Source organism: Streptomyces sp. NBRC 110035 (assembly GCF_000829695.1).
GTDB lineage: Bacteria > Actinomycetota > Actinomycetes > Streptomycetales > Streptomycetaceae > Streptomyces.
In genome coordinates, this window is sequence record NZ_BBNN01000015.1 from 73,276 (window position 1) to 95,820 (window position 22,545).

The window sequence follows — 22,545 nt, forward strand, 5'->3', positions numbered from 1 at the left end:
GGTGCGCGCGGTGTTGTCACGGTCTCCGTCGGCCACGCTACAGCCTCCACGCCGACCTCCGGTCCGGGACGGGACGCCAGGACCGGCAGGAGACGGACCGGTCATGAAACCCGTAGTCCGTATCGTCATGCAAATTCTGTCCGCCAGGTGGCGGACCGGGCTCCCACCCCCCCCTGTAACGCTTCCGCGACTCTTCTGTCCCGTACGGTCACGGAACGGGCCCCACGCTTGACGTGTCCGTGGCCTCGGGCAGACTTGGCCGGGAATAGCGCATGGGATCTACGAGGAAACGGTCGCCGACGGCAGCGCCGGAGAGGCTACGGGGGACGCGGAACATGAGCCAGGACGGCGCACGGGGCCACAACGCAGGGCGGGCGCTCGCAGGCGGCCGCTACCAACTGCGGGACCTGCTCGGCCAGGGCGGCATGGCCTCGGTCCACCTCGCGTACGACAGCGTGCTCGACCGTCAGGTCGCGATCAAGACCTTGCACACGGAACTCGGCAGGGAGCAGGCCTTCCGCGAACGCTTCCGCCGCGAGGCCCAGTCCGTGGCGAAGCTCACGCACACCAACATCGTCTCGGTCTTCGACACCGGCGAGGACGACGTGGACGGCATGCTGACGCCGTACATCGTCATGGAGTACGTCGAGGGCCGCCCGCTCGGCTCCGTGCTCGACGAGGACGTGCGGCAGCAGGGCGCGATGCCCGCCGACAAGGCGCTGAAGATCACCGCGGACGTGCTGGCCGCCCTGGAGATCAGCCACGAGATGGGCCTGGTCCACCGGGACATCAAGCCGGGCAACGTGATGATGACCAAGCGCGGCGTGGTCAAGGTGATGGACTTCGGCATCGCCCGCGCCATGCAGTCCGGCGTGACGTCGATGACACAGACCGGCATGGTCGTCGGCACCCCGCAGTACCTCTCGCCCGAGCAGGCGCTCGGACGGGGCGTCGACGCCCGCTCCGACCTGTACTCGGTCGGCATCATGCTCTTCCAGCTGGTCACCGGACGGCTTCCGTTCGACGCCGACTCGCCACTGGCCATCGCGTACGCGCACGTACAGGAGGAGCCTCCGCTCGCCTCCTCGGTCAACCGCGCGCTGCCCCCGGCCGTGGACGCGCTGATCACCCGCGCGCTGAAGAAGAACCCGAACGAGCGCTTCCCCAGCGCCGAGGCCATGCGCGGCGAGTGCCTGCGGGTGAGCCAGTCCTTCCAGGCGGCCCCACCGAGCATCGTCCCCGGCACGCACGGGCAGAGCGGCGCGGGCGTCGGCTCCGCGGTGTTCCCGCCCGTCGACCAGTCGGCGTCGGCGGCCCAGGGCGGTGTCCAGACCCCGTACACGCCGGTCCCGCCCCAGCAGCACACCCCGAACCCGTACGGCGCCCCGGCCCCGTCGGCGTACGGCTATCCGCAGCAGGGCGCCCCGCAGGGTGGCTACCCGACACCTCACTCCCCGTACGGCGCGCAGCAGGGCGGTCCGTCGACGCCGCCGCCGTACAACCTGACGCCCCAGGCTTCGGGGTCGGGCGGACCGGGCGGCGGCAGGAACAACAAGCCGGTGATCATCGGCTCGATCGCCGTGTCCGTCCTCGCCGTCGGCGGCCTGCTCGCGGCCCTGCTGGCCAACGGCGGCGGTGACGAGAACACCGAGGGCGGCGACCCGGGCGTCAGCGCGTCGGTGTCGGCGTCGGCCTCCCAGGTGTCCGGCCACCGCGGACCCGACACGACCAAGACGATCGACCCGGAGGAGTGCACGGACCCTCGGGAGTCCTACAACGACGAGGACAAGATCCAGGTCCCGAAGCTGAAGTTCAAGTACATCAAGTCGGTCAAGGAGTGCTTCCAGGCCGCCGGCTGGGACCTCGAGGTGCGCACCGTCGACGAGAACACGTACGGCGAAGGCGCGGTCATGAACCAGTTCCCCGCCGCCGGCACGGACGTCGACCCCGAGGACATGCCCAAGATCCAGCTCGACGTCTCCACGGGCAACCCGCCGAGCGCCTGAGCCCACAAGGACAAGCCCACAAGGACACACGAGAGGGGCCCGGCTCCGATGCCGGGCCCCTCTCGGTCACTCCTGTCCGGTCCACCCCTGTCCGGTTGTTCCGCTCCTGTCGCAGCGGGGCGGGGGCGAGCGGCCGGCTACAGGTAGGGGCCGCCCACGCGGCCGCCCATCGGGGGTTCCTCGTGGCCGCCGTCACCGACGCCCGGCGGAAGGGCCCGGCGCATCTGCTCCAACTGGGCGCGCGCGGCCATCTGCTGGGCGAAGAGCGTGGTCTGGATGCCGTGGAAGAGGCCCTCCAGCCAGCCCACCAACTGGGCCTGCGCGATCCTCAGTTCGGAGTCGCTCGGGGTCGCCTCGTTCGTGAAGGGCAGCGAGAGCCGCTCCAGCTCCTCGACCAGCTGGGGCGCGAGTCCGTCCTCCAGCTCCTTCACCGAGCTGGCGTGGATCTCCTTGAGCCGGACCCGGCTGGCCTCGTCCAGAGGAGCTGCGCGCACCTCCTCCAGCAGTTGCTTGATCATGCTGCCGATCCGCATGACCTTCGCGGGCTGCTCCACCTGATCCGTCACCGGGACCTCGCGGGAGTCCTCGTCCCCGGTGCCCCCGTCGAGCGCCATCCCGTCCTGGCCGACGACCAGAACCTGCGGATTGTCCGGCGACCGTTCATTCCTCGGCATCTCCATACGGCCATTCTCTCGCACGCCCGCCGCACACCTTCGAGGCCCCCTGACTGTCCCGGGCCCTCCCCCGGTCACCCCTGACGCCCCCTGAGTGGGGGAATCCGGAATGCCGGGTGTACACGGGAATGCGAGCCTGTGGGGGTCCATCAGGCCCATCTTGCCGACGGTGCGAACGGGCACCGGCCGGCGCGGGAGGTCACCGTCGTGACTTCATGGCTACGTGCAACGGGGGCGACGAGGGCGGGGCTCGCCCTGCGAGCGGGTGTCGTGCTCGGGGTGATGACAGGCGCGGTGACCGGGGCGGGAGCGGGAGTGGGGGCGATGCTGCCGCACGGACCTGTCCCGGCGCCCTTCGGTACGTCGGTGGCGTACGGCGCCGACGGGGCGGTGGGCGGGCACCGGGAGGTGCTGGGCGGGCCGCCCGACGCGCCCTCCCGCGCGGCCACGCGGTCTTCCCCCACCTCCTCCGCCTCCTTTGCCCCCTCTTCCGTTCCCCCCTCCTTCCGCCCGGCTTCCGCCTCGGCCGCGAAGCCGTCGCCCTCGCCCTCCGCCGAGCCCTCCAGGGCCGGCAGCCGGCCCGGGGAAGGAAGGAAGCGGCCGGGGCGGGAGGTCCCCGCACCGGAGGAGCCGGGCGAGAGGCCCGAGGGGCCCCGAGGGGCCGGGGAGGCGGCCCCCTGGGGTGGACGGGACGACGGACCGGGCGACGGCGGACGCGCCACCGGCGGCGACGGCGTGAGCGACGCCCCCGAGAAGCCGGGCAGGGACCAGGTCGGCGCGGCGGACACCGGGCCCGCCCCGGACGCGGCCCAGTCCCGGGAGACCGCCGCCCCGGTGCCCTCCGAGGTGTCGCGGCAGCCCGCGGCGAACGCCGCCACCGGCACCGGGCGCTCCGCCGGGCCCATGCTGCGCATCCTGCCGCTGGGCAGCGGACTGGTCCTGATGGGGCTCGGGCTGGGGCTGGCGTTCGTGGGTCTCAGGCTGCGGCGGAGCTGAAGCCCGAGACCCACGGACATCCGGCATCAGGCATCAGGCATCAGGCATCAGGCATCAGGAAGTCCTACGGCGCGATCAGCAGCACCTTGCCGACGTGGCTGCTGGCCTCCACGACCCGGTGGGCGTCGGCCGCTTCCGGCATCGGGATCTCCCGGTCGATGACGGGACGGACATGGCCGCCGTCGACCAGCGGCCAGACGTGTTCCCGTACGGCCGCGACGATCGCCGTCTTCTCCTCCGGCGGCCGGGCGCGCAGCGAGGTCGCGCTGACGGCGGCGCGCTTGCTCAGGAGGGCGCCGATGTTCAGCTCGCCCTTGGCACCGCCCTGCAGGCCGATGATCGCGAGCCGGCCGTTGACGGCGAGGGCCTTGACGTTGCGGTCCAGGTACTTGGCGCCCATGTTGTCGAGGACGACGTCCGCGCCGGCGCCGTCGGTGGCCTGCTTCACCTCGGCCACGAAGTCCTGCTCGCGGTAGTTGATCAGGATGTCGGCGCCCAGCTCGGCGCAGCGCTCCAGCTTCTCCTTCGTACCGGCCGTGACGGCGACCTTGGCACCGACGGCCTTGGCGAGCTGGATCGCCATGGTGCCGATGCCGCTGGAGCCGCCGTGCACGAGCAGTGTCTCGCCGGGGCGGAGGTGGGCCACCATGAAGACGTTCGACCAGACCGTGCAGACGACCTCGGGGAGTGCCGCCGCCTGCCTGAGGTCGAGCCCTTCGGGGACGGGAAGCAGCTGGCCGGCCGGGACGGCGACCCGCTCCGCGTAGCCACCGCCCGCGAGCAGCGCGCAGACCTCGTCACCGACCGCCCACCCGCTCACCCCGGGACCGAGTGCGGTGATCCGGCCGGAGCATTCCAGGCCGGGGTAGGGGGAGGCGCCGGGCGGGGGGTCGTAGAAGCCCTGCCGCTGCATGATGTCGGCACGGTTGACGGCGCCGGCCACCACCTCGACCAGCACCTCGCCCTCGCCGGGAACGGGGTCGGGGACCTTCTCCCACACCAGCGCCTCGGGCCCGCCGGGTTCGGGAATCGTGATCGCATACATGAGGACGACGCTACCTCTGGCCGGGCCGTGGACGGCTCAGGTGCGAGGACCGACCCGAGGGCCAGCCCGAGGACCGACCCGAGGACCGGTCTGGGTCCATGGGCGGAGGCGGGGTCAGTCGTTGGGGCGGTTCGTGGGGAATCCATGTGCGGGAGCGATGAATTTGCGCGACGGTGAAGGTCTCTCCCTGCGTAGCCCCAGCACCCGGAAGCACGTGGAAGGACCCGAAGCATGAGCACGCAGACGTCCGGCCTGGCGATCGAAACCGCCGGTCTGGTCAAGATCTTCGGTGAGACCCGGGCCGTCGACGGGGTCGACCTCGCCGTACCGGCCGGCACGGTGTACGGCGTCCTCGGACCGAACGGCGCCGGCAAGACCACCACCGTGAAGATGCTCGCCACCCTGCTGAGGCCGGACGGCGGCGACGCCCGTGTCTTCGGCCATGACGTCGTGCGCGAGGCCGACACGGTGCGCGGCCTGGTGAGCCTCACCGGGCAGTACGCGTCCGTGGACGAGGACCTCACCGGCGCCGAGAACCTGATCCTGCTGGCCCGGCTGCTCGGCCACCGCAAACCGGCCGCCCGCACCCGTGCAGCCCAGCTCCTGGAGGCGTTCGGCCTGACGGACGCGGCGGCGAAGCAGGTCAAGCACTACTCGGGCGGCATGCGGCGCCGTATCGACATCGCCGCGTCCATCCTCAACACCCCCGACCTGCTGTTCCTCGACGAGCCGACGACCGGCCTGGACCCGCGCAGCCGCAACCAGGTGTGGGACATCGTGCGCGCGGTGGTCGCCCAGGGCACGACCGTGCTGCTGACCACGCAGTACCTGGACGAGGCCGACCAGCTGGCGTCCCGGATCGCCGTCATCGACCGCGGGAAGGTGATCGCCGAGGGCACGAAGGGCGAGCTGAAGGCCTCCGTCGGCGCCGGCACCGTCCACCTGCGGCTGCGCGATCCGGATCAACGGCCGCTCGCCGCGGATCTGCTGCGCCGCCTGCTCGACGCGACGGTGCAGCCCGAGCCCGACCCGGTGACGCTCACCGCCCGCCTGGGCGCGGCCGCGAGCCAGGACACCGCCGCCGAACAGGCCGCCCGTGCCCTGAGCGAACTGGCCGCGGCCGGCGTCACCGTCGACAACTTCTCGCTCGGCCAGCCGAGCCTGGACGAGGTGTTCCTCGCCCTCACCGGCCACGACACCCAGACCGGCTCCGACGACTCCGACACCTCCCACACCCCGAAGGACGAGGTGGCGGCATGAGTACCGTGACGACGACCACCGAGAGCGCGGAACTCGCCCCGGTGCGCACCGACTCCCTCGCCGAGCTGCTGGTCGCCAAGGAGCGTCCGCCGCGCCCCAGCGCGTGGTCGGCCTGCCTGACCTTCGGCTGGCGCGCGATCCTCAAGATCAAGCATGTGCCGGAGCAGCTCTTCGACGTCACCGCGTTCCCGATCATGATGGTGCTGATGTACACGTACCTCTTCGGCGGGGCGCTGGCCGGTTCACCGACGGAGTACATCCAGTTCCTGCTGCCGGGCATCCTGGTGATGTCGGTCGTGATGATCACGATGTACACCGGTGTCTCGGTCAACACGGACATCGAGAAGGGCGTCTTCGACCGGTTCCGCACCCTGCCGGTCTGGCGGCCCTCGACGATGGTCGGCTATCTGCTGGGCGACGCCCTGCGCTACACCATCGCGTCCGCCGTGATGCTCACCGTGGGCATGATCCTCGGCTACCGGCCGGACGGCGGGGTCACCGGTGTGCTCGCCGGGATCGTGCTGCTGGTGGTCTTCGCGTTCGCGTTCTCGTGGATCTGGACGATGCTCGGGCTGATGCTGCGCACCGAGAAGTCGGTGATGGGCGTCAGCATGATGGTGATCTTCCCGCTCACCTTCCTGTCCAACGTCTTCGTCGACCCGGGCACCATGCCGGGCTGGCTCCAGGCCTTCGTCAACAACAGTCCCGTCACACACCTCGCGTCCGCGGTGCGCGGACTGATGGCGGGGGACTGGCCGGCCGACGAGGTCGCCTGGTCGCTGGGCTGGTCCGCCCTGTTCGTCCTGGTCTTCGGGCCGGTCACGATGCGGCTCTACAACCGCAAGTGACGCGGGCCGACGAGGCGGGCGGAAACGCGGGGTCCCCGGGGCAGGTGCCCCGGGGACCCCGCGTTGTTTCTCGTGGCCCTCCGTGGCCTCTCGTGTTCCCGTGGCGTCCCGGTTTCCCGTGGCGTCCCGGTGGTGTCAGTCGTGGAGCGGGCGGATGTCGGGGGTGACCGGGGTACCCGGCGTCGCCCGCACGATGGTGATCAGCCGGTCCGTGAGCTCGAGCGTCCCGACGTGCTCGTCGTCGTAGCCGAGCACCCGGTGTCCTCGTAGAACGCTCACCACCAGATCGTCGATCTCCCGCGGCGACTTGCCCACCTCGGCCTTTATGACCGGACGTTCTATCATGTCGAGACCGGTGCCCTGCTGGATGAGGTCCTCCATCACCATGCCGGCCGCGGGGCTGAGCACGGACAGACCGAGCAGCCGGCCGGCCGCGCTGGCACTGGTGATGACCGCGTCGGCACCCGACTGCTTCAGCAGCGGGGCGTTCTCCTCCTCGCGCACCGCGACCACGATCTTCGCACCGCGGTTGAGCTGGCGGGCCGTCAGCGTCACCAGCACGGCAGTGTCGTCGCGCTGCGTGGCGATGATGATCTGCTTCGCCCGGTAGGCCTCGGCCCGCTTCAGCACCTCGCTGCGTGTCGCGTCCCCTATGACACCCGCGTACCCGTCGGCCGCCGCGGCCTCGATCGCCTTGCTGCTGGGGTCGACCACCACGACCTGCTCCTTGCGGAGCCCCGTCGCGCAGACGGTCTTGATCGCGGACCTGCCCTTCGTGCCGAATCCGACGACGACGGTGTGATCACGCAACGTGGACCTCCAGCGGTTCAGTCGCCACTCCTCCCGCGTGCGCTCGGTGAGGGCTTCGAGGGTGGTGCCGACCAGAATGATCAGAAACATCACACGCAACGGCGTGATGACGAAGATGTTGGTCAGCCGGGCGGCGTCACTGACCGGGATGATGTCGCCGTACCCCGTGGTGGAGAGGGTGACGGTCGCGTAGTAGAAGGCATCGAGGAAGTCGAGGGTGCCGTCGGTGTTGTCGGTGTAACCGTCGCGGTCGATGTACACGATCAACGCCGTCACCACGAGGAGGAGCAACGCCATGGACAGCCGCTTGGCGACCTGGCGGACCGGGTGCTCGACCACCTTCCTCGGCAGCTTCACCCGATGGGTCACCAAGTGCTCGTCCGCCTGGCGGGCAATGGCGTCCTGGCCCGGAAGTTTCACGTGAAACACACCCCGATTCCTCCGGACGCCCAGGGCAGGTCCAGCAGTTCCGCCTCCTGACCGGGCCGCGTACCACCCGGGGGGACGACGGCGAGGGCGTCGGCCGCCGCGATGCCGCGCAGCATGGCCGGCCCGTTGTAGTGCAGCGGCAGGGCCACGTCACCGCGCAGGACGACCGGGATGAGCCGGGTGTCGTGCGGATGCCCGTGGACGGTGTCCCGCAGCGGCATCACGTACGGCTCGGGTGCCGGGCGGGCCGCGAGGGTCCGCAGCAGGGGCTCGGCGAGCGTGAGCAGCCCGGAGACCGCGGCCAGGGGGTTGCCCGGCAGACCGACGAGGTACTGGTTCTCCTTGGTGCGGGCCAGGAGCATGGGGTGGCCGGGGCGCACCTCGACCCCGTCCACGAGGAGTTCGGCGCCGATGCGGCGCAGCGTCGGGTGCACGTGGTCGACCGGGCCCGCGGCGGTGCCTCCGGTGGTGACGACGACGTCGGCGTCGGACTTCGTGATCGCCTTGTGCAGCGTCCGCGCGTCGTCGCGGGCCCGGCGGACGGCGGTGACCTCGGCGCCGAGCGCGCGCAGCCAGGGCGGCAGCATCGGGCCGAGTGCGTCCCGGATCGACCCGCCGTGCGGGAGGCCTCCGGTGAGCAGTTCGTCGCCGAGGACGAGGGCCTCGACGCGGGGGCGGGGGACGGTGCTGAGCATGTCGTATCCGGCGGCCGCGGCGAGGCCCAGCACGGCCGGGGTCACCAGGGTGCCGGCGGACAGCAGTCGGTCACCGCTGCGGCACTCCTGACCGCGGGGGCGGATGTCCTGTCCGTGCGCGACCGCGGAGGCGGATCCGGCGTGGGGTGCGCCCACCGACCGGGGTGTGGTCGCGGCTCCGGGTGGGGCGGCCCTTCGGGGCGGGGTGGCGTGCAGTCGGCCGTTGTCGTCCGTACGGCCGTGTTCGCTGCGCAGGACGCCGGTGGTGTCCGGGGGGACACGAGCCCCGGTGGCGATACGGACGGCTTCGCCGTCGGTGAGCGGCGGGTGCTCGGCGTGCCCGGCAAGGACGCCGTCCTCCCGTACGGTCCAGGGCCCGGGTCCGGAGACCGCCCAGCCGTCCATGGCCGAGGTGTCGAAGGACGGCAGGTCGGTGAGGGCCGTGAGGGGGACGGCGAGGGTGAGGCCGAGGGCGGCGTCGAGCGGCACGGGGACCGGGGCGCGGTGGGCGGACCGGCTGCCGGTACCCCGGCGTGCCGCACGCTCGGCGACGGCACGGGCCTCGGTCCAGGGGAGGGCGTGGCGGGGGTGGTGGCGGGTGGCGGGGCCCGGGCCGTCCGCGACGGGCCGGGGCCCGCCCCTGCGGGGGGAACGGGCGTGCGCGGGGTCACCGGAGGTACGGCCGGAGGCATCGTTCACGAGGGCGAGAGCTTCCTCGATGTCGAGGTCGTCGGGATCCTCGGCGTCGTCGGTGCTCCCGGTGTCCTTGTCGGCTCGGGCATCGGGCGCGTTCATTCGGCGTCCGGGCGCGCACCGGGGGCTGCGTCGGCGGCGGAGGCATCGGGCCGGTCGTCTGCGGGCCGCTTGTCGGCGGGCTGCGCGGACGCGGCGTCGGTGGTGTCCTCGTCGGCCCAGCGGACGGCGAGGGCGGCGGCCTTGCGCGCGGCCTCGGCGACGGCCTCCCGGTCACCGCCCGCACGGGCGGCCGCGTAGCCGACGAGGAAGGTGGTCAGCGGCGCCGCCGGCCTGGCCACACCGTGGGCGGCGTCACGGGCGAGGTCGAGGAGGACGTCGGTGTCGACGTCCAACTCGAGGCCCAGCTCGTCCTTGACTGCGGAAATCCATTCGTCCAACACGTGTCCATGCTCCCTGATGCGTGCTCTGGCGGTGGCGATGTCGTCCCAGGTGTCGCAGTCGAACGACGCCTCCGGGCCGTGGATGCGGATGAGGCCGAGCGAGCCGGTCAGCCGGCGCAGAGGCAGCCCGGCCAACGCGCCGTGCCGCTCGGTGAGCGCGGCCAGTTCGCGGCGCAGGGCCGCCGTCCGGTACGCGGCCACGAGCGGCTGGTCCCGGCCGTCGGCGTCGGTCAGCAGAACCCCGTCGGCCGTGCTCGTGCGCAGGGTGGTCAGCAGCGCGTCGACCGTGACCGCGTCGAGGAACGGCAGGTCGGCGGAGAGCAGTACGGCGTACTCCGCGGTGCTCAGCCGGAGCCCCGCGTCGAGCGCGGCGAGCGGTCCGCCGCCCGGCGGCTCCTCACGGGCCCAGGACACGGGCCGGGAGGTGGGCCGGGGGTCGGCCACGACCACGGTGGTGCGAGCACCGGAGCAGGCGGCGAGCACCCGGTCGAGCAGCGCCCGGCCGCCCACCCGCACCCCGGGCTTGTCCGCGCCGCCGAGCCGCCGGGCACCGCCACCGGCCAGCACGAGGGCATCGTGGACGAGGGGCGCGGCGGACCCGGGGCGCGGGGAGGACGGTGAGAACCGCGTGGAGGACGGGGAGTGGGCGGCGGATTCGTCGTACGCGGCAGGGGCCGCCCGGCCCGGCGCGGGCGCGCGGTCACGGGTGCGGTCGCCAGCGGCTCCGGAAGCACCCGGGAGCTCGTACTCGGTCACCCCCCGAGTATGCGTGCCCCCGCGATCACAGAGAACGCGGGGGCACGGACAACGCGCTCGGGAAGAACAGACGTCACAGCGTGCGCAGCAGCACCGCCGGCTGCTCCACGCAGTCCGCCACGTACCGCAGGAAGCCGCCTGCCGTGCCACCGTCACAGACCCGGTGGTCGAAGGTGAGCGAGAGCTGCACGACCTGCCGCACCGCCAACTCGCCCTCGTGCACCCACGGCTTGGGGACGATGCGGCCGACACCGAGCATGGCGGCCTCGGGGTGGTTGATGATCGGAGTGGAGCCGTCGACGCCGAAGACGCCGTAGTTGTTCAACGTGAACGTGCCACCGGTGAGTTCCGCCGGCGACAGGGCTCCCGTACGGGCCGCCTCGGTCAGCCGGGCGAACTCCGCCGTCAGCGACTCCGCGTTGCGCGTGTGCGCGTCCCGGACGACGGGGACGACGAGCCCGCGCTCGGTCTGCGCGGCGAAGCCGAGATGCACGGCCCCGTGCTGGACGACCTCCCTGGCCGTCATGTCCACGGAGGAGTTGAGCTCGGGGAAGCGAGCCAGCGCGGCGGTGCAGATCCGGGCCAGCAGGGCGAGCACGGAGATCTTCGGCCCGCCGGCCGCGGGGCTCTGCGGGCGGTCCTCGGCGAAACGCCGCATCGCGTCCCGCGCCCGCATCAGCTCGGTCGCGTCGGCGTCCACCCAGCAGGTCGCGTCGGGGATCTCGGTGCGGCTGCGGGACAGCTTGTCGGCCATGACACCGCGGATGCCCTTGAGAGGGACGCGCGTGGATTCCGGGGCAGTCGGGACTCCCACGGCCGGCGTGTACGCCGGTGCCTGCGTCTGCGTCTGCGCCTGTGCCTGCGTCTGCGCCTGTCCCTGTGCTGGTGCCGGTGCCGGTGCCGGTGTCTGCGGTGGTGCCGGTATCTGTGGTGCGTGCGGGTGCGGCTCGGTGGTGGGCGGGGGCGTCCGCTCCTTGTCCTTGTCCTTGCCCGACTGCGTTCCGGCGGCCCGGAGCGCGTACTCCACGTCCGCCCGCAGGATCAGCCCCTCGGGCCCGGAACCGGACATCTCGCGCAGATCCAGCCCGTGCTGCCGGGCCAGTCGGCGTACCAGCGGCGAGATCACGGGCACCGGCCCGTCCACCGCCCCGGCGTCCGTGCGGGCCCGCCGGGCAGCGGCGGCTGCCTCCCCTTCGGCGGCGGCCCGACCGTTCGCCGTGGCCGTGGCAGAAGCCGTGGGCATGGCGGAAGCGGTGGACGTGGCGGAAGCGGCGGGCGTCGCCGGCGCGCTCGGCGCCGGCCGGCCCGGCCTCACCCTGCGCCGCCGGGCCGGTGCCTCCGACGTTCCGTAACCGACCAGCACGTTGCCGGAACCCGTCGACGGCGGGTCCTTCGGACGGGAACCCGCCGCCCGTGAGCCGTCGGCGCGGGAGCCGTCGGCGCGGGAGCCGTCGGCCGCGGAAGGCGTCTCCCCCTCCGGGCGGCCTTCACCGTCGGCCGGGCCACCCACCGCGACCGTGATCAGCGGGGCCCCCACCGGCACCTCGGCGCCCTCCTCTCCGAAGCGGGCGGTGACCACTCCCCCGTAGGGGCAGGGCACGTCCACCATCGCCTTGGCCGTCTCGACCTCGACGACCGGCTGGTCGACGGCGACGACCTCGCCGACCTCGACCAGCCAGCGCACGATCTCCGCCCCGGTGAGCCCTTCACCGAGGTCGGGCAGCTTGAACTCCAGCACCTGTGCCATCAGCTTTCGGCCTCCCACTGCAGACGCCCCACGGCATCCAGGATCCGGTCCACGCCGGGCAGGTGGTGACGCTCCAGCATCGGCGGCGGATACGGGAGGTCGAACCCTGCCACACGCAGCACCGGCGCCTCCAGATGGTGGAAGCAGCGCTCCGTGACCCGGGCCGCGATCTCCCCGCCGGGACCGCCGAAGCCGCCGGACTCGTGGACGACGACCGCACGCCCCGTCCGCCGCACCGAGGCGCACACCGTCGCGTCGTCGAACGGCACCAGTGAGCGCAGATCGACGACCTCCAGGTCCCAGCCCTCGGTGCGGGCCGCCTCGGCCGCCTCCATGCAGACGGGGACGGACGGCCCGTACGTGATGAGCGTGGCGCTCCGGCCGGACCGCCGCACCACCGCACGGCCCAGGGGGTCGACGGCCGTCGGCTGCTCCGGGTTCCAGGAGTCCTTCGACCAGTACAGGCGCTTGGGCTCGAGGAGGACGACCGGATCGTCGGAGGCGATCGCGGCCCGCAGCAGCCCGTAGGCGTCCGGGACGGTCGCCGGTGTGACGACGTGGAGCCCGGGAGTCGCCATGTAGTACGCCTCGGAGGAGTCACTGTGGTGCTCGACGCCGCCGATGCCGCCCCCGTAGGGGATGCGGATGGTGAGCGGCAGGGGCATCCTGCCGCGCGTGCGGTTGCGCGTCCTGGCGACGTGTGACACCAGCTGCTCGAACGCCGGGTAGGCGAACGCGTCGAACTGCATCTCCACGACGGGCCGCAGCCCGTACATCGCCATGCCGACGGCGGTCCCGAGGATGCCCGCCTCGGCCAGCGGGGTGTCCGTGCAGCGGTCCTCGCCGAACTCCTCGGCGAGTCCGTCGGTGATGCGGAAGACACCGCCGAGCGTGCCGACGTCCTCGCCCATGACGTGCACGGAGGAGTCCGCGGCCATCGCGTCGCGCAGCGCACGGGTGAGCGCCTGCGCCATGGTGGCCGGTTTGGCGGCGACGGTGGTCATCGCTGCGTACCCCCCGGCTCGGCCCCGGAACCGGGCTCGGCTTCGGCTTCGGCCGCCAGCTCGGCCCGCAGCTGCTCCCGCTGTTCCCGCAGCTGGGGGGTGGGCTCGGCGTAGACATGGGTGAACAGGTCCATGGGGTCGAGCACCGGGTCCTGGTTCATGCGCGCCCGCAGGTCGGCGGCCATGGTCTCGGCGTCCTGACGGACGGCGGCGAGACGGTCGTCGTCGAGCAGGCCGCGTCGGGTCAGTTCCTGTTCGAGGAGCGCGACGGGGTCGTGCTCCTTCCAGGTCTCCACCTCGGCGTCGCCCCGGTAGCGGGTCGCGTCGTCGGCGTTGGTGTGCGCCTCCACCCGGTAGGTGACCGCCTCGACCAGGGTCGGGCCGTCCCCCGTGCGCGCGTGGCGCACGGCGTCGGCCAGGACCTCGTGCACGGCGGCCGCGTCGTTGCCGTCGACCAGCCGGCCGGGCATCCCGTAGCCGACGGCCTTGTGGGCCAGCGACGGGGCCGCGGTCTGCTTGGCGAGCGGGACGGAGATCGCGAAGCCGTTGTTCTGGACGAGGAAGACCACCGGTGCCCGCCACACGGCGGCGAAGTTCAGTGCCTCGTGGAAGTCGCCCTCGCTGGTCCCGCCGTCGCCGACCATCGCCAGCGCGACCACGTCGTCGCCCTTGAGGCGGGCGGCGTGCGCGAGTCCGACGGCATGCGGCAGCTGGGTGGCCAGCGGCGTACTCAACGGCGCGACCCGGTGCGCGCAGGGGTCGTAGCCGGTGTGCCAGTCACCGCGCAGGAGAGTGAGGGTCTCGACGGGGTCCACCCCGCGCGCGACGACGGCGAGCGTGTCGCGGTAGCTCGGGAAGAGCCAGTCCTGCTCCTCGAGGACCAGCGCGGCGGCGACCTCGCAGGCCTCCTGACCGGTGCTGGAGGGGTAGACCGCGAGACGGCCCTGCTTGGTGAGCGCGGTGGCCTGCGCGTTGTAGCGGCGGCCCTTCACCAGCTCCGCGTACAGCCGGCGCAGCAGCTCCGGGTCGGCCGCGTCGGCCCGCCCGGTGCCGAGCACGCGGTACGGCTCCGGGTCGGGCAGCAGCGGCGCGGGGTCGGTACGTGGCTGCCAGGCGGGCGGCGGGGTCGGCCGGTACGCGCCCCGCTGCTCCATGACCGTCATGACGGCACCTCCTCGTGGGAGTGGCTTGGTGGGGCGCGGCGTCTGTGACGCGCCTCACCAACCGATTGTTCGGTCGCCGGCACATTTTGGCTACGGGTGGCACCAGGCTGTGGACAAACGGTTCTCCACAGCCTGAGATGGACGCAGTACGTCCATGGCGGGGAGGCGGGGCCGGGTGTCGTCTGAACAAATGGCCGAGAGTGCCGGGGGTCCGGAGGGAAGCGGGCCGGTGCCGCCCGCGCGTCCCCTGGACGCCATAGACCAGGACATCCTGCGCATGCTCCAGGCGGACGGCCGCGCGTCCGTACGGTCCGTCGCCGACCGGGTCCACGTGTCGCGCGCGAACGCCTACGCCCGGATCAACCGGCTCGTCGAGGACGGCGTCATCCGCGGCTTCGGCGCCCGCGTCGACCACGAACGAGCCGGTCACGGCGCCTCCGCGTACATCACCCTGAAGATCGTTCAGAACACCTGGCGCACGGTCCGCGAGCAGCTCCGGCAGCTCCCCGGCGCCTCCCACATCGCCCTGGTGGGCGGCGACTTCGACGTACTGCTCCTGGTGCACACCCCGGACAACCGGGCGTTGCGGGAACTGGTGCTGACCCGGCTCCAGGCGATCCCCGAGGTACTCAGCACGCGCACCCTGCTGGTGTTCGAGGAGGAGGACCTGGAGCCACAGGGGTGAGCCCCGGGCCGGCCCTCCCGGACCCTGTCCTAGCCCGCCCTGCGCAGCCCGCCGAAGGCCAGTCGGACCACGGCGTCGGACACCTCGCGCTCGCTCATGCCGCGTCCGTCGGGCCGGTACCACTCGACGAGCGAGTTGATCATCCCGAAGACCAGCCTGGTCACCAGGCGCACCTCGATGTCGCCCCGCACGTCCCCGTCGGCCGCCGCGGCCTTCAGCAGCGCCGCCACCCGGTGGTCGAACTCGCGTCGCCGCTCCAGGGCCCACCGCTCGGTGCCCGTGTTGCCGCGCACACGCAGCAGCAGCGTCACGTACGGCAGCTCCGCGATCAGGACCTCGACCATGCGCCGTACGACGTACTCCAGACGCTCGGCGGCACGCCCCACACACGCGTGCTCCTCGTCGAGGATGCCGAAGAGGCCGTCCAGCGCCCGGGTCACCGCGCGCCGCAGCAGCTCCTCCTTGCCCGCCACGTGGTGGTATATCGACGACTTGGAGATACCGGCGGCCTGGGAGAGATGCTCCATGGAGGTGCCGTCGTAGCCACGCTCGTTGAACACCTGGACGGCGACGGAGAGCAGGGACTCCGGGGTGTACGTGTCGCGCCTGGCGGTGGTCATGGGGTGTCCTCCCGCTTCCCGGTGGCGCACGCGTGCCGGTAGAGCGCGAGGGACGGCGCGTAGCGGCCGGACCGATCGCGCTCGTGCAGGCCCTCGAGGAGGGAGCCGGCCCAGCCGCGGCCGAGGCGGCGGCTCCACTCGAAGGGACCGAGAGGGTAGTTGACGCCCAGACGCATCGCGGTGTCGATGTCCTCCTCGGTCGCCACCCCCTTGGCGACGGCGTCGTACGCCAGGTCGATGATCCGCGCCACCGTGCGGGCGACGATCATGCCGGGGACGTCCCCGATGACACTGACCTTCTTCCCGAGCGCCTGGAACAGTCCGGTGGCCTCGGCGACGGTCCGCGCGGAGGTGTCCCGGGAGTGGGACAGGGCGATGCGCGTGGCCCCCCGGTAGTCGGGCGAGAGGTCGAAGTAGACGACGTCGCGGTGCTCCACGGAGGTCCGACCGTCGGCGAGCGCCAGTCGGCCGCCGCTGGGCAGCACCAGGCGGGTGCCGTGGTCCTCGTCCTCCACGCGGACCTGGATCCCGGCCTCGCGGATCAGGGCGAGCAGGTCCGAGGCGGGTCCCAGACCCCCCTCGGCGACCACGTACGCGGGCGGCTCGGCGGGCTCCGCGGTGTGCGGCTCGGGACGCTCGGCGCCGTCCGCGTAGTCGTACCAGCCCCGGCCGCTCTTGCGGCCGAGGCGGCCGGACTCGACCAGCCGGCGCTGGGCGAGCGAGGGCGTGAAGCGCACGTCCTGGAAGAAGGCCTGCCACACCGAACGGGTGACGGACTCGTTGATGTCCTGCCCGATGAGGTCGGTCAGTTCGAAGGCGCCCATGCGGAAGCCGCCGGACTCGCGCAGCACCGCGTCGATCGTGGCCGGATCGGCCCCCTGGCACTCGTACACCGTGAAGGCCTCGGCGTAGAAGGGCCGGGCGATGCGGTTGACGACGAAGCCGGGGGTGTCGGCGCAGGCGACCGGCGTCCTGCCCCAGGCGCGGGCCGTCTCGTACGCGCGCGTGGCGCAGGCGACGTCGGTGGCGAAGCCGGAGACGACCTCGACGAGCGGCAGCAGCGGTGCCGGGTTGAAGAAGTGCAGCCCCACGAGGCGGCCGGGGACGCGCAGGGCGCCGCCGACGGCGGTGACCGACAGGGAGGAGGTGTTGGTGGCGAGCAGGCAGTCGTCGGAGACGACGTCCTCCAGCGCGCCGAACAGCTCCTGCTTGACGTCCAGGCGCTCCAGGACGGCCTCGACGACCAGGGCGCAGTCGGCGAGTCCGGTGAGGTCGTCGGCGGGCAGCAGGCGGTCGCGGGCCGCGTCCCGGTCGGCGGCGGTGAGCCGCTCCTTCGCCACGAGCCGGTCGAGCCGGGCCACGATCCCCTCGGCGGCCTCCCGGGCCCGGCCGGGGACGGCGTCGTACAGCCGCACGGGGTGGCCCGCGGTCAGTGCGACCTGGGCGATGCCCTGGCCCATGGTGCCGGTGCCGACGACGGCCACGGGGCTGCTGAGGTCGAGTGCTGTCATGTGCGCGATCCTCCCGCACGGGCTTGTCCACAGATGCGGCGGACCCTCTTGTCCCGACCGATCGTTCGGTTACTCTAACTCCGACCGCCCGACCGCCGACATCCCCCGCCCCGGCGCCCTCCGTCCCGGCGTCGTCGGCTTCCGCTGCCCCTGCCTTCCGCCCAAGGCTTTGCCCGGTCCCCGAACTCGACGAGGAGTTGGTCCCCGATGGCCGCCGAAAACACCGTGCAGCAGCTGACCGCCCAGCACCGGCCCACCCTGGACCGGGCACTGGAAGCGATCCGCACGCGCGCGTACTGGTCCCCGCACCCCGAGCACCCCAAGGCCTACGGGGAGAACGGCAGCCTGGACCTCGCGGCGGGCAAGGCCGCCTTCGACGCACTGCTCGGCACCCGTCTCGACCTCGGTCAGCCCGGCACCGACGACTGGGTGGGCGGCGAGACCTCCCCGTACGGCGTCGAGCTGGGCGTCGGCTACCCGCACGCGGACCTCGACGTGCTGCTGCCCGCCATGCGGGCCGGGATGCGGGCCTGGCGGGACGCGGGCGCCGAGACCCGCGCGGTGGTCTGCCTGGAGATCCTCAAGCGGATCAGCGACCGGACGCCCGAGTTCGCCCACGCGGTCATGCACACCTCCGGCCAGGCGTTCATGATGGCGTTCCAGGCCGGCGGCCCGCACGCACAGGACCGCGGCCTGGAGGCGGTGGCGTACGCGTACGCCGAGCAGGTGCGCACCCCCACCGCCGCGGAGTGGACCAAGCCGCAGGGCAAGCGCGACCCGCTGGCGCTGACCAAGCGGTTCACGCCGGTCCCGCGGGGCATCGGTCTGGTCATCGGCTGCAACACCTTCCCGACGTGGAACGGCTACCCGGGCCTGTTCGCCTCCCTCGCCACCGGCAACGCGGTCCTGGTCAAGCCGCACCCCCGCGCGGTGCTGCCGCTCGCGCTCACCGTGCAGGTCGCGCGTCAGGTGCTCACCGGGACCGGCTTCGATCCGAACCTGGTGGCGCTGGCCGCCGAGCGGCCCGGCGAGGGCATCGCCAAGACCCTGGCCACACGCCCGGAGATCCGGATCGTCGACTACACCGGCTCCACGGAGTTCGGCGACTGGCTGGAGGCCAACGCCCGCCAGGCGCAGGTGTACACGGAGAAGGCCGGCGTCAACACGGTGATCGTGGAGTCGACCGGGAACTACCGGGGCATGCTCGCCAACCTGGCGTTCTCGCTGTCGCTCTACAGCGGCCAGATGTGCACCACCCCGCAGAACCTGCTGATCCCGCGCGACGGCATCACCACCGACCAGGGCCCCAAGTCCTTCGACGAGGTCGTCGCCGACCTGGCGCAGGCGGTCGACGGGCTGCTCGGCGACGACACGCGCGCGAACGCCCTGCTGGGCGCGATCGTCAACCCCGGCGTCAGGACCCGCCTGGAGGCCGCCGCCGGGCTCGGCGAGGTCGCTCTCGCATCCCGCGGGATCCCCCACCCGGAGTTCCCGGACGCGGTGGTCCGTACGCCGGTGATCGTGAAGCTCGACGGTGCGAAGCCGGACGCCGAGGCCGCCTTCATGACCGAGTGCTTCGGACCGGTCTCCTTCGCCGTCGCCGTCGACTCCGCGTCCGACGCGGCGAAGCTGCTGCGGCGCACCGTCCGTGAGAAGGGCGCGATGACCGTCGGCGCGTACACGACCTCCCCGGAGTTCGAGGAGGCGGTGCGCGAGGTATGCCTGGAGGAGGCCGCCCAGCTCTCCCTCAACCTCACCGGCGGGGTGTACGTCAACCAGACGGCCGCCTTCTCCGACTTCCACGGCTCCGGCGGCAACCCGGCGGCCAACGCGGCCCTCACCGACACCGCCTTCGTGGCCAACCGCTTCCGGGTGATCGAGGTGCGCCGGGAGGCATGAGCCCTCCTCGTGGGCCCCGCTCCTACGCGGGTGCGCCCCCGGTGGCACTCCAGTGGTACAGCGTCATGGCCACACTGGTCGCGAGGTTGTAGCTGGAGACCTGGGGGCGCATCGGCAGCGCCACCAGACGGTCGGCACGCGCGCGCAGTGCGGACGAGAGCCCGCTGCGCTCCGAGCCGAAGGCGATCAGCGCGTCGTCCGGAAGTTTCAGCGCGCGGATGTCCTCGCCCTCCGGATCGAGTGCGAACACCGGACCGCCGGGCAGTTCGTCGACGGACAGCCGCTCCACGGCGGTCGCGAAGTGCAGCCCGGCCCCGCCGCGCACGACGGTGGGATGCCAGGGGTCGAGGGTGCCGGTGGTGACGACCCCGGTCGCCCCGAAACCGGCGGCCAGCCGGATCACGGCACCCGCGTTGCCGAGGTTGCGCGGCTGGTCCAGGACCACCACGGGAGCGGTGCGCGGGGTGTGCGCCAGCCGCTCCAGGTTGCCCGCGCGGCAGGGGCGTACGGCGAGGGCGGCGACGGCGGTGGGGTGCGGGCGCGGAACGAGCGAGGCGTACGTCTCGTACGGCACCTCGGCCAGCAGCGCCGCCAGCGCCTCCCGGACGTCCGGGGCCAGTTCGTCGGCGAGGGCGAGCGTGGCGGCCCGGTCCGCGGTGACCGCCGTCTCGACGTCGGCGCCGAAGCGCAGGGCGTGCTTGAGGGCGTGGAAGCCGTCGAGCAGGACCGCGTCCCCGCTCCGCCGGTGCCAGCGGGTCACGGGAGCGGTGTCCCGGGCGGGGGGCGGGTGGGGCACGGAGGCGCCGTCGGGGGCGGTGTCGCGGTCGGGGGCTGCCATGACGTGCAGCCTACGGGCGCGTGCCGGGTGCTTTCCCCGGCCCGGGAACGACCGGTCCCCGACCGGCCTGCTCCACCCGATCCCCCTGCTCCTTCTGCTCCACCTGCTCCTTACTGCTTTGCCCGGCCCACCTGCTCCACCTGCTCCACCTGCTCCGCCCGGTCCATGTGGTCCACCGGCTCTCCCGGGCTCCCGGTCCTGGGTGCGGGCACCAACACACCGCCCGCGCGTCTGCGCGTGCGTGACGGCAGTGTCCGGAGTACCGGGCTGCGTATCCACGCGTGGAGACGTGTGAAGACGTTGCCCAGGCGGCGCAGGAACGACGTCGGCAGGAAGACCGCGTCGGCCGCGATCATCGCCAGGGAGAAGAACGGCAGCCCCAGGACGACGGCGATCACCGCGTGCTCGGTGATCATGAGCGCCAGGAGCACGTTCTTGACCCGCCGGTTGAACAGGGTGAACGGGAAGGCCACCTGTACGGCGACCGTCCCGTAGGTCACCAGCATCACCAGGGTGCCGCTGGCGGTCAGCAGGTCGCCGAGGGCCGGCCAGGGGGAGAAGTACTCCAGGTGCAGCGGGTAGTGCACCGCGGTGCCGTCCTGCCAGCGGGAGCCCTGGATCTTGTACCAGCCGGCCGTGGCGTAGATCAGACAGGCCTCGGCCATGATCACCAGCAGGGCGCCGTTGTGCACGATGTTGGCGACGACGTCCAGCAGGGCGCGTGGGTGCGAGGTCCTCGCACAGCGCCCCACCAGCCACCACAGCGCCTGCGCCGACCACACGGCCCACAGCAGCGCCGGGACGAACCAGTCGCCGTCCATCCGGCCGGCCAGGGTCGCCAGGAGCAGCAGGAAACCCAGCACCCCCCACAGCGCGGGGCCCGTCCGGTCCCGCGGCCGCTCTCCCCGCGCGCGCGCCCCGTCCGCGCGCCGGGCACGCCGCGCGTCCAGGGACCACACCCGGCCGCAGCGCGTGAACACGAGGTAGACCGCCATCAGGTGCAGGACGTTGTCGCCGCCGTCGCCCATGAAGACACTGCGGTTCTGCAGCGACAGCACACCCACCATGAACAGCACCGACATGGTGCGGGTGCGCCAGCCCAGCAGCAGCAGGACGCTCCACACCACCGCGAGCAGGTAGAGGGCCTCGAACCAGCCCTGGCCGTCCGACCACAGCAGCGCGGTGAAGGCGCCGTTGGACCGGACGAGCTGGTCGGCGAGGTCCCAGGCCCACGGGCCGTCGGGCCCGTACAGCTCCTGGCGGTGGGGGAACTCGCGCAACAGGAACAGCAGCCAGGTCGCGCTGAACCCGATCCGGATCACCGCGGTCTGGTGGGGGCCGAGGGCCGAATCGGCGACCCGTGCGACGGCGCCGGAGACCCCGGCCGAGAAGCGGTTCACCCGATGCCTCCCCGGGCCTCGTCCTCCGGCACAGGCCACCAGGGCAGCGTGCGGTACACCGGCTTCGTGGAGACCTCCTCCTCGCTCCACTCCGGCGGCGGCACGTCGGCCGTGCGGGAGCGGACCTGGACCCGGTCCACGACACCGCCCGGCCCGGCCGCGTCCGACCGGTCGAGCCGCATCACCATGATCCGGCGCAGATACGACTCGGCCAGCGTGCCGCGCATCCCCACCGGCCGGTTCTCACCGTCGTGCGTGGCGACGAGGAAGTCCCAGGCGCGGCGCAGCTCGTTCTGCTGGGTGTGGCTGGGCAGGGGGTTGCCGTCGATGGCCCGGCCGTCCTCGGCGGACAGGTCGTACCAGCCGGTGGTCCGCACTCCCCCGTCCGGCGTCAGGACCTCGGCGCGGACCTGGACGGAGATGTTCTGCTGCAGCGGGTTCGGCGCGAACAGCTTCCAGTTCTGCTCGAACTCCGGGTAGATCCAGTCCTCGACCGCCTCGGCGTGCTCCTTGGAGACCGTGTTCGCGGGCGCGACGTGCAGGAACGTCATGCCTATGTGCACACAGACGACGACCGCGACGGTCCCGAGCGCCACGGCGGCAACGATCCGATGGCGGAGCGGGAGGGCGGCCACGCCGGTACGGGGCTCGGAGGGCGAGGGGTCCGCGTCCGGGGGCGGGGAGCCCGCGTCCGGGGACAGGAGGTCCGGGGGCGGAGGGGCGGTCGAGGGCCGGGGATCGTCCTGGGCGGCGGGCCCCGCCGGTGCGGGGTCGGGCGGATCCGGGGGCAGTGCAGGGGCAGAGCCGCCCGGCACGCCCGGCCCGGTCCGCCCGTGCCGGGCGTGCGAGCCCTCGTCGTACGCGTCCATCCCGCCCCGTTCCCACAGTCCCGGCCCGGATCCCGGCCCGGGTCCCGGTCGATCGCCGCCACTGTGCGGCGTGCGAGGGCCTCGTGCCGCCCGTACACCGCTTCGCGGCGTCGCACGGGAACGGTACTCAGCACCGACCGTCCCGGCACAGTCC

General features: G+C 72.7%; 19 protein-coding genes. 6 read left to right on the forward strand and 13 right to left on the reverse strand.

Annotated features, from left to right (window positions below; all coding sequences use genetic code 11):
* The first annotated feature begins 335 nt into the window (after positions 1-335).
* Positions 336-2,006, forward strand: a complete 1,671-nt coding sequence (locus TU30_RS00425) for a protein kinase (RefSeq protein WP_042163087.1) — start codon at positions 336-338, stop codon at positions 2,004-2,006.
* A 137-nt stretch (positions 2,007-2,143) separates the two neighbouring features.
* On the opposite strand, the gene TU30_RS00430 is transcribed toward TU30_RS00425, so the two are convergent.
* Positions 2,144-2,686, reverse strand: a complete 543-nt coding sequence (locus TU30_RS00430; protein ID WP_042163089.1) for a bacterial proteasome activator family protein — start codon at positions 2,684-2,686, stop codon at positions 2,144-2,146.
* Between the two features lie 729 nt (positions 2,687-3,415).
* On the opposite strand from TU30_RS00430, the gene TU30_RS35885 reads away from it, so the two are divergent.
* Positions 3,416-3,676, forward strand: coding sequence for a hypothetical protein (locus tag TU30_RS35885; RefSeq protein ID WP_158719286.1), 261 nt, complete (start codon positions 3,416-3,418; stop codon positions 3,674-3,676).
* Positions 3,677-3,740: 64 nt separating this feature from the next.
* Here the strand turns inward: TU30_RS35885 and TU30_RS00440 are convergent, their stop codons facing one another.
* Positions 3,741-4,721, reverse strand: a complete 981-nt coding sequence (locus tag TU30_RS00440; protein WP_042163092.1) for an NAD(P)H-quinone oxidoreductase — start codon at positions 4,719-4,721, stop codon at positions 3,741-3,743.
* Positions 4,722-4,952: 231 nt separating this feature from the next.
* Here TU30_RS00440 and TU30_RS00445 point away from each other — a divergent pair, with 231 nt between their 5' ends.
* Complete coding sequence (locus TU30_RS00445; protein WP_042163093.1) at positions 4,953-5,981, forward strand: daunorubicin resistance protein DrrA family ABC transporter ATP-binding protein; 1,029 nt, start codon at positions 4,953-4,955, stop codon at positions 5,979-5,981.
* Positions 5,978-6,829 (forward strand): ABC transporter permease, encoded by an 852-nt coding sequence (locus TU30_RS00450; RefSeq protein WP_042163095.1) that lies wholly within the window; start codon positions 5,978-5,980, stop codon positions 6,827-6,829. Before TU30_RS00445 ends, TU30_RS00450 begins: the two co-directional genes overlap by 4 nt.
* Before the next feature lie 135 nt (positions 6,830-6,964).
* Here TU30_RS00450 and TU30_RS00455 read toward each other — a convergent pair whose 3' ends face one another.
* The 6 genes from TU30_RS00455 to pdhA form a co-directional block, all read right to left on the reverse strand.
* Entirely contained in the window at positions 6,965-8,059 is a 1,095-nt protein-coding gene (locus TU30_RS00455; RefSeq protein ID WP_042163097.1) for a TrkA family potassium uptake protein, read from the reverse strand.
* The gene (locus TU30_RS00460; protein WP_042163099.1) at positions 8,056-9,558 is read right to left on the reverse strand and encodes a molybdopterin molybdotransferase MoeA; all 1,503 of its coding nucleotides are present in this window, start codon (positions 9,556-9,558) and stop codon (positions 8,056-8,058) included. The genes TU30_RS00455 and TU30_RS00460 overlap by 4 nt, the downstream gene beginning before the upstream one ends.
* Positions 9,555-10,466: an NTP transferase domain-containing protein gene (locus TU30_RS00465; protein ID WP_042163825.1), complete on the reverse strand. Its 912-nt coding sequence runs from the start codon at positions 10,464-10,466 to the stop codon at positions 9,555-9,557. Before TU30_RS00465 ends, TU30_RS00460 begins: the two co-directional genes overlap by 4 nt.
* 262 nt (positions 10,467-10,728) lie before the next feature.
* Entirely contained in the window at positions 10,729-12,402 is a 1,674-nt protein-coding gene (locus tag TU30_RS00470) for a dihydrolipoamide acetyltransferase family protein (RefSeq protein WP_042163101.1), read from the reverse strand.
* On the reverse strand, positions 12,402-13,406 hold the full coding sequence (locus tag TU30_RS00475) for an alpha-ketoacid dehydrogenase subunit beta (protein WP_042163102.1): 1,005 nt from the start codon (positions 13,404-13,406) through the stop codon (positions 12,402-12,404). The genes TU30_RS00470 and TU30_RS00475 overlap by 1 nt, the downstream gene beginning before the upstream one ends.
* On the reverse strand, positions 13,403-14,569 hold the full coding sequence (gene pdhA / locus TU30_RS00480) for a pyruvate dehydrogenase (acetyl-transferring) E1 component subunit alpha (protein WP_042163104.1): 1,167 nt from the start codon (positions 14,567-14,569) through the stop codon (positions 13,403-13,405). The genes TU30_RS00475 and pdhA overlap by 4 nt, the downstream gene beginning before the upstream one ends.
* A 190-nt stretch (positions 14,570-14,759) precedes the next feature.
* Between pdhA and TU30_RS00485 the strand changes: the two genes are divergently transcribed.
* Entirely contained in the window at positions 14,760-15,254 is a 495-nt protein-coding gene (locus TU30_RS00485; RefSeq protein WP_042163106.1) for an Lrp/AsnC family transcriptional regulator, read from the forward strand.
* 29 nt (positions 15,255-15,283) lie between these two features.
* On the opposite strand, the gene TU30_RS00490 is transcribed toward TU30_RS00485, so the two are convergent.
* Both TU30_RS00490 and TU30_RS00495 read right to left on the reverse strand, forming a co-directional pair.
* Positions 15,284-15,874 (reverse strand): TetR/AcrR family transcriptional regulator, encoded by a 591-nt coding sequence (locus tag TU30_RS00490; protein WP_042163108.1) that lies wholly within the window; start codon positions 15,872-15,874, stop codon positions 15,284-15,286.
* The gene (locus TU30_RS00495) at positions 15,871-17,385 is read right to left on the reverse strand and encodes a 3-hydroxyacyl-CoA dehydrogenase (protein ID WP_042163110.1); all 1,515 of its coding nucleotides are present in this window, start codon (positions 17,383-17,385) and stop codon (positions 15,871-15,873) included. Before TU30_RS00495 ends, TU30_RS00490 begins: the two co-directional genes overlap by 4 nt.
* Before the next feature lie 207 nt (positions 17,386-17,592).
* Here TU30_RS00495 and paaN point away from each other — a divergent pair, with 207 nt between their 5' ends.
* Positions 17,593-19,284 carry a phenylacetic acid degradation protein PaaN gene (gene paaN, locus TU30_RS00500; RefSeq protein WP_042163112.1) on the forward strand — a complete coding sequence of 564 codons (1,692 nt, stop codon included), beginning with the start codon at positions 17,593-17,595 and terminating at the stop codon, positions 19,282-19,284.
* A gap of 22 nt (positions 19,285-19,306) precedes the next feature.
* Here the strand turns inward: paaN and TU30_RS00505 are convergent, their stop codons facing one another.
* The 3 genes from TU30_RS00505 to TU30_RS00515 all read right to left on the reverse strand — a co-directional run bounded on the left by TU30_RS00505 (position 19,307) and on the right by TU30_RS00515 (position 22,391).
* Positions 19,307-20,122, reverse strand: a complete 816-nt coding sequence (locus TU30_RS00505; RefSeq protein ID WP_078878011.1) for an RNA methyltransferase — start codon at positions 20,120-20,122, stop codon at positions 19,307-19,309.
* A gap of 110 nt (positions 20,123-20,232) precedes the next feature.
* Positions 20,233-21,522 (reverse strand): HTTM domain-containing protein, encoded by a 1,290-nt coding sequence (locus TU30_RS00510; protein WP_107068333.1) that lies wholly within the window; start codon positions 21,520-21,522, stop codon positions 20,233-20,235.
* Positions 21,519-22,391, reverse strand: coding sequence for a DUF5819 family protein (locus TU30_RS00515; RefSeq protein WP_042163114.1), 873 nt, complete (start codon positions 22,389-22,391; stop codon positions 21,519-21,521). Before TU30_RS00515 ends, TU30_RS00510 begins: the two co-directional genes overlap by 4 nt.
* Positions 22,392-22,545: the final 154 nt, after the last annotated feature.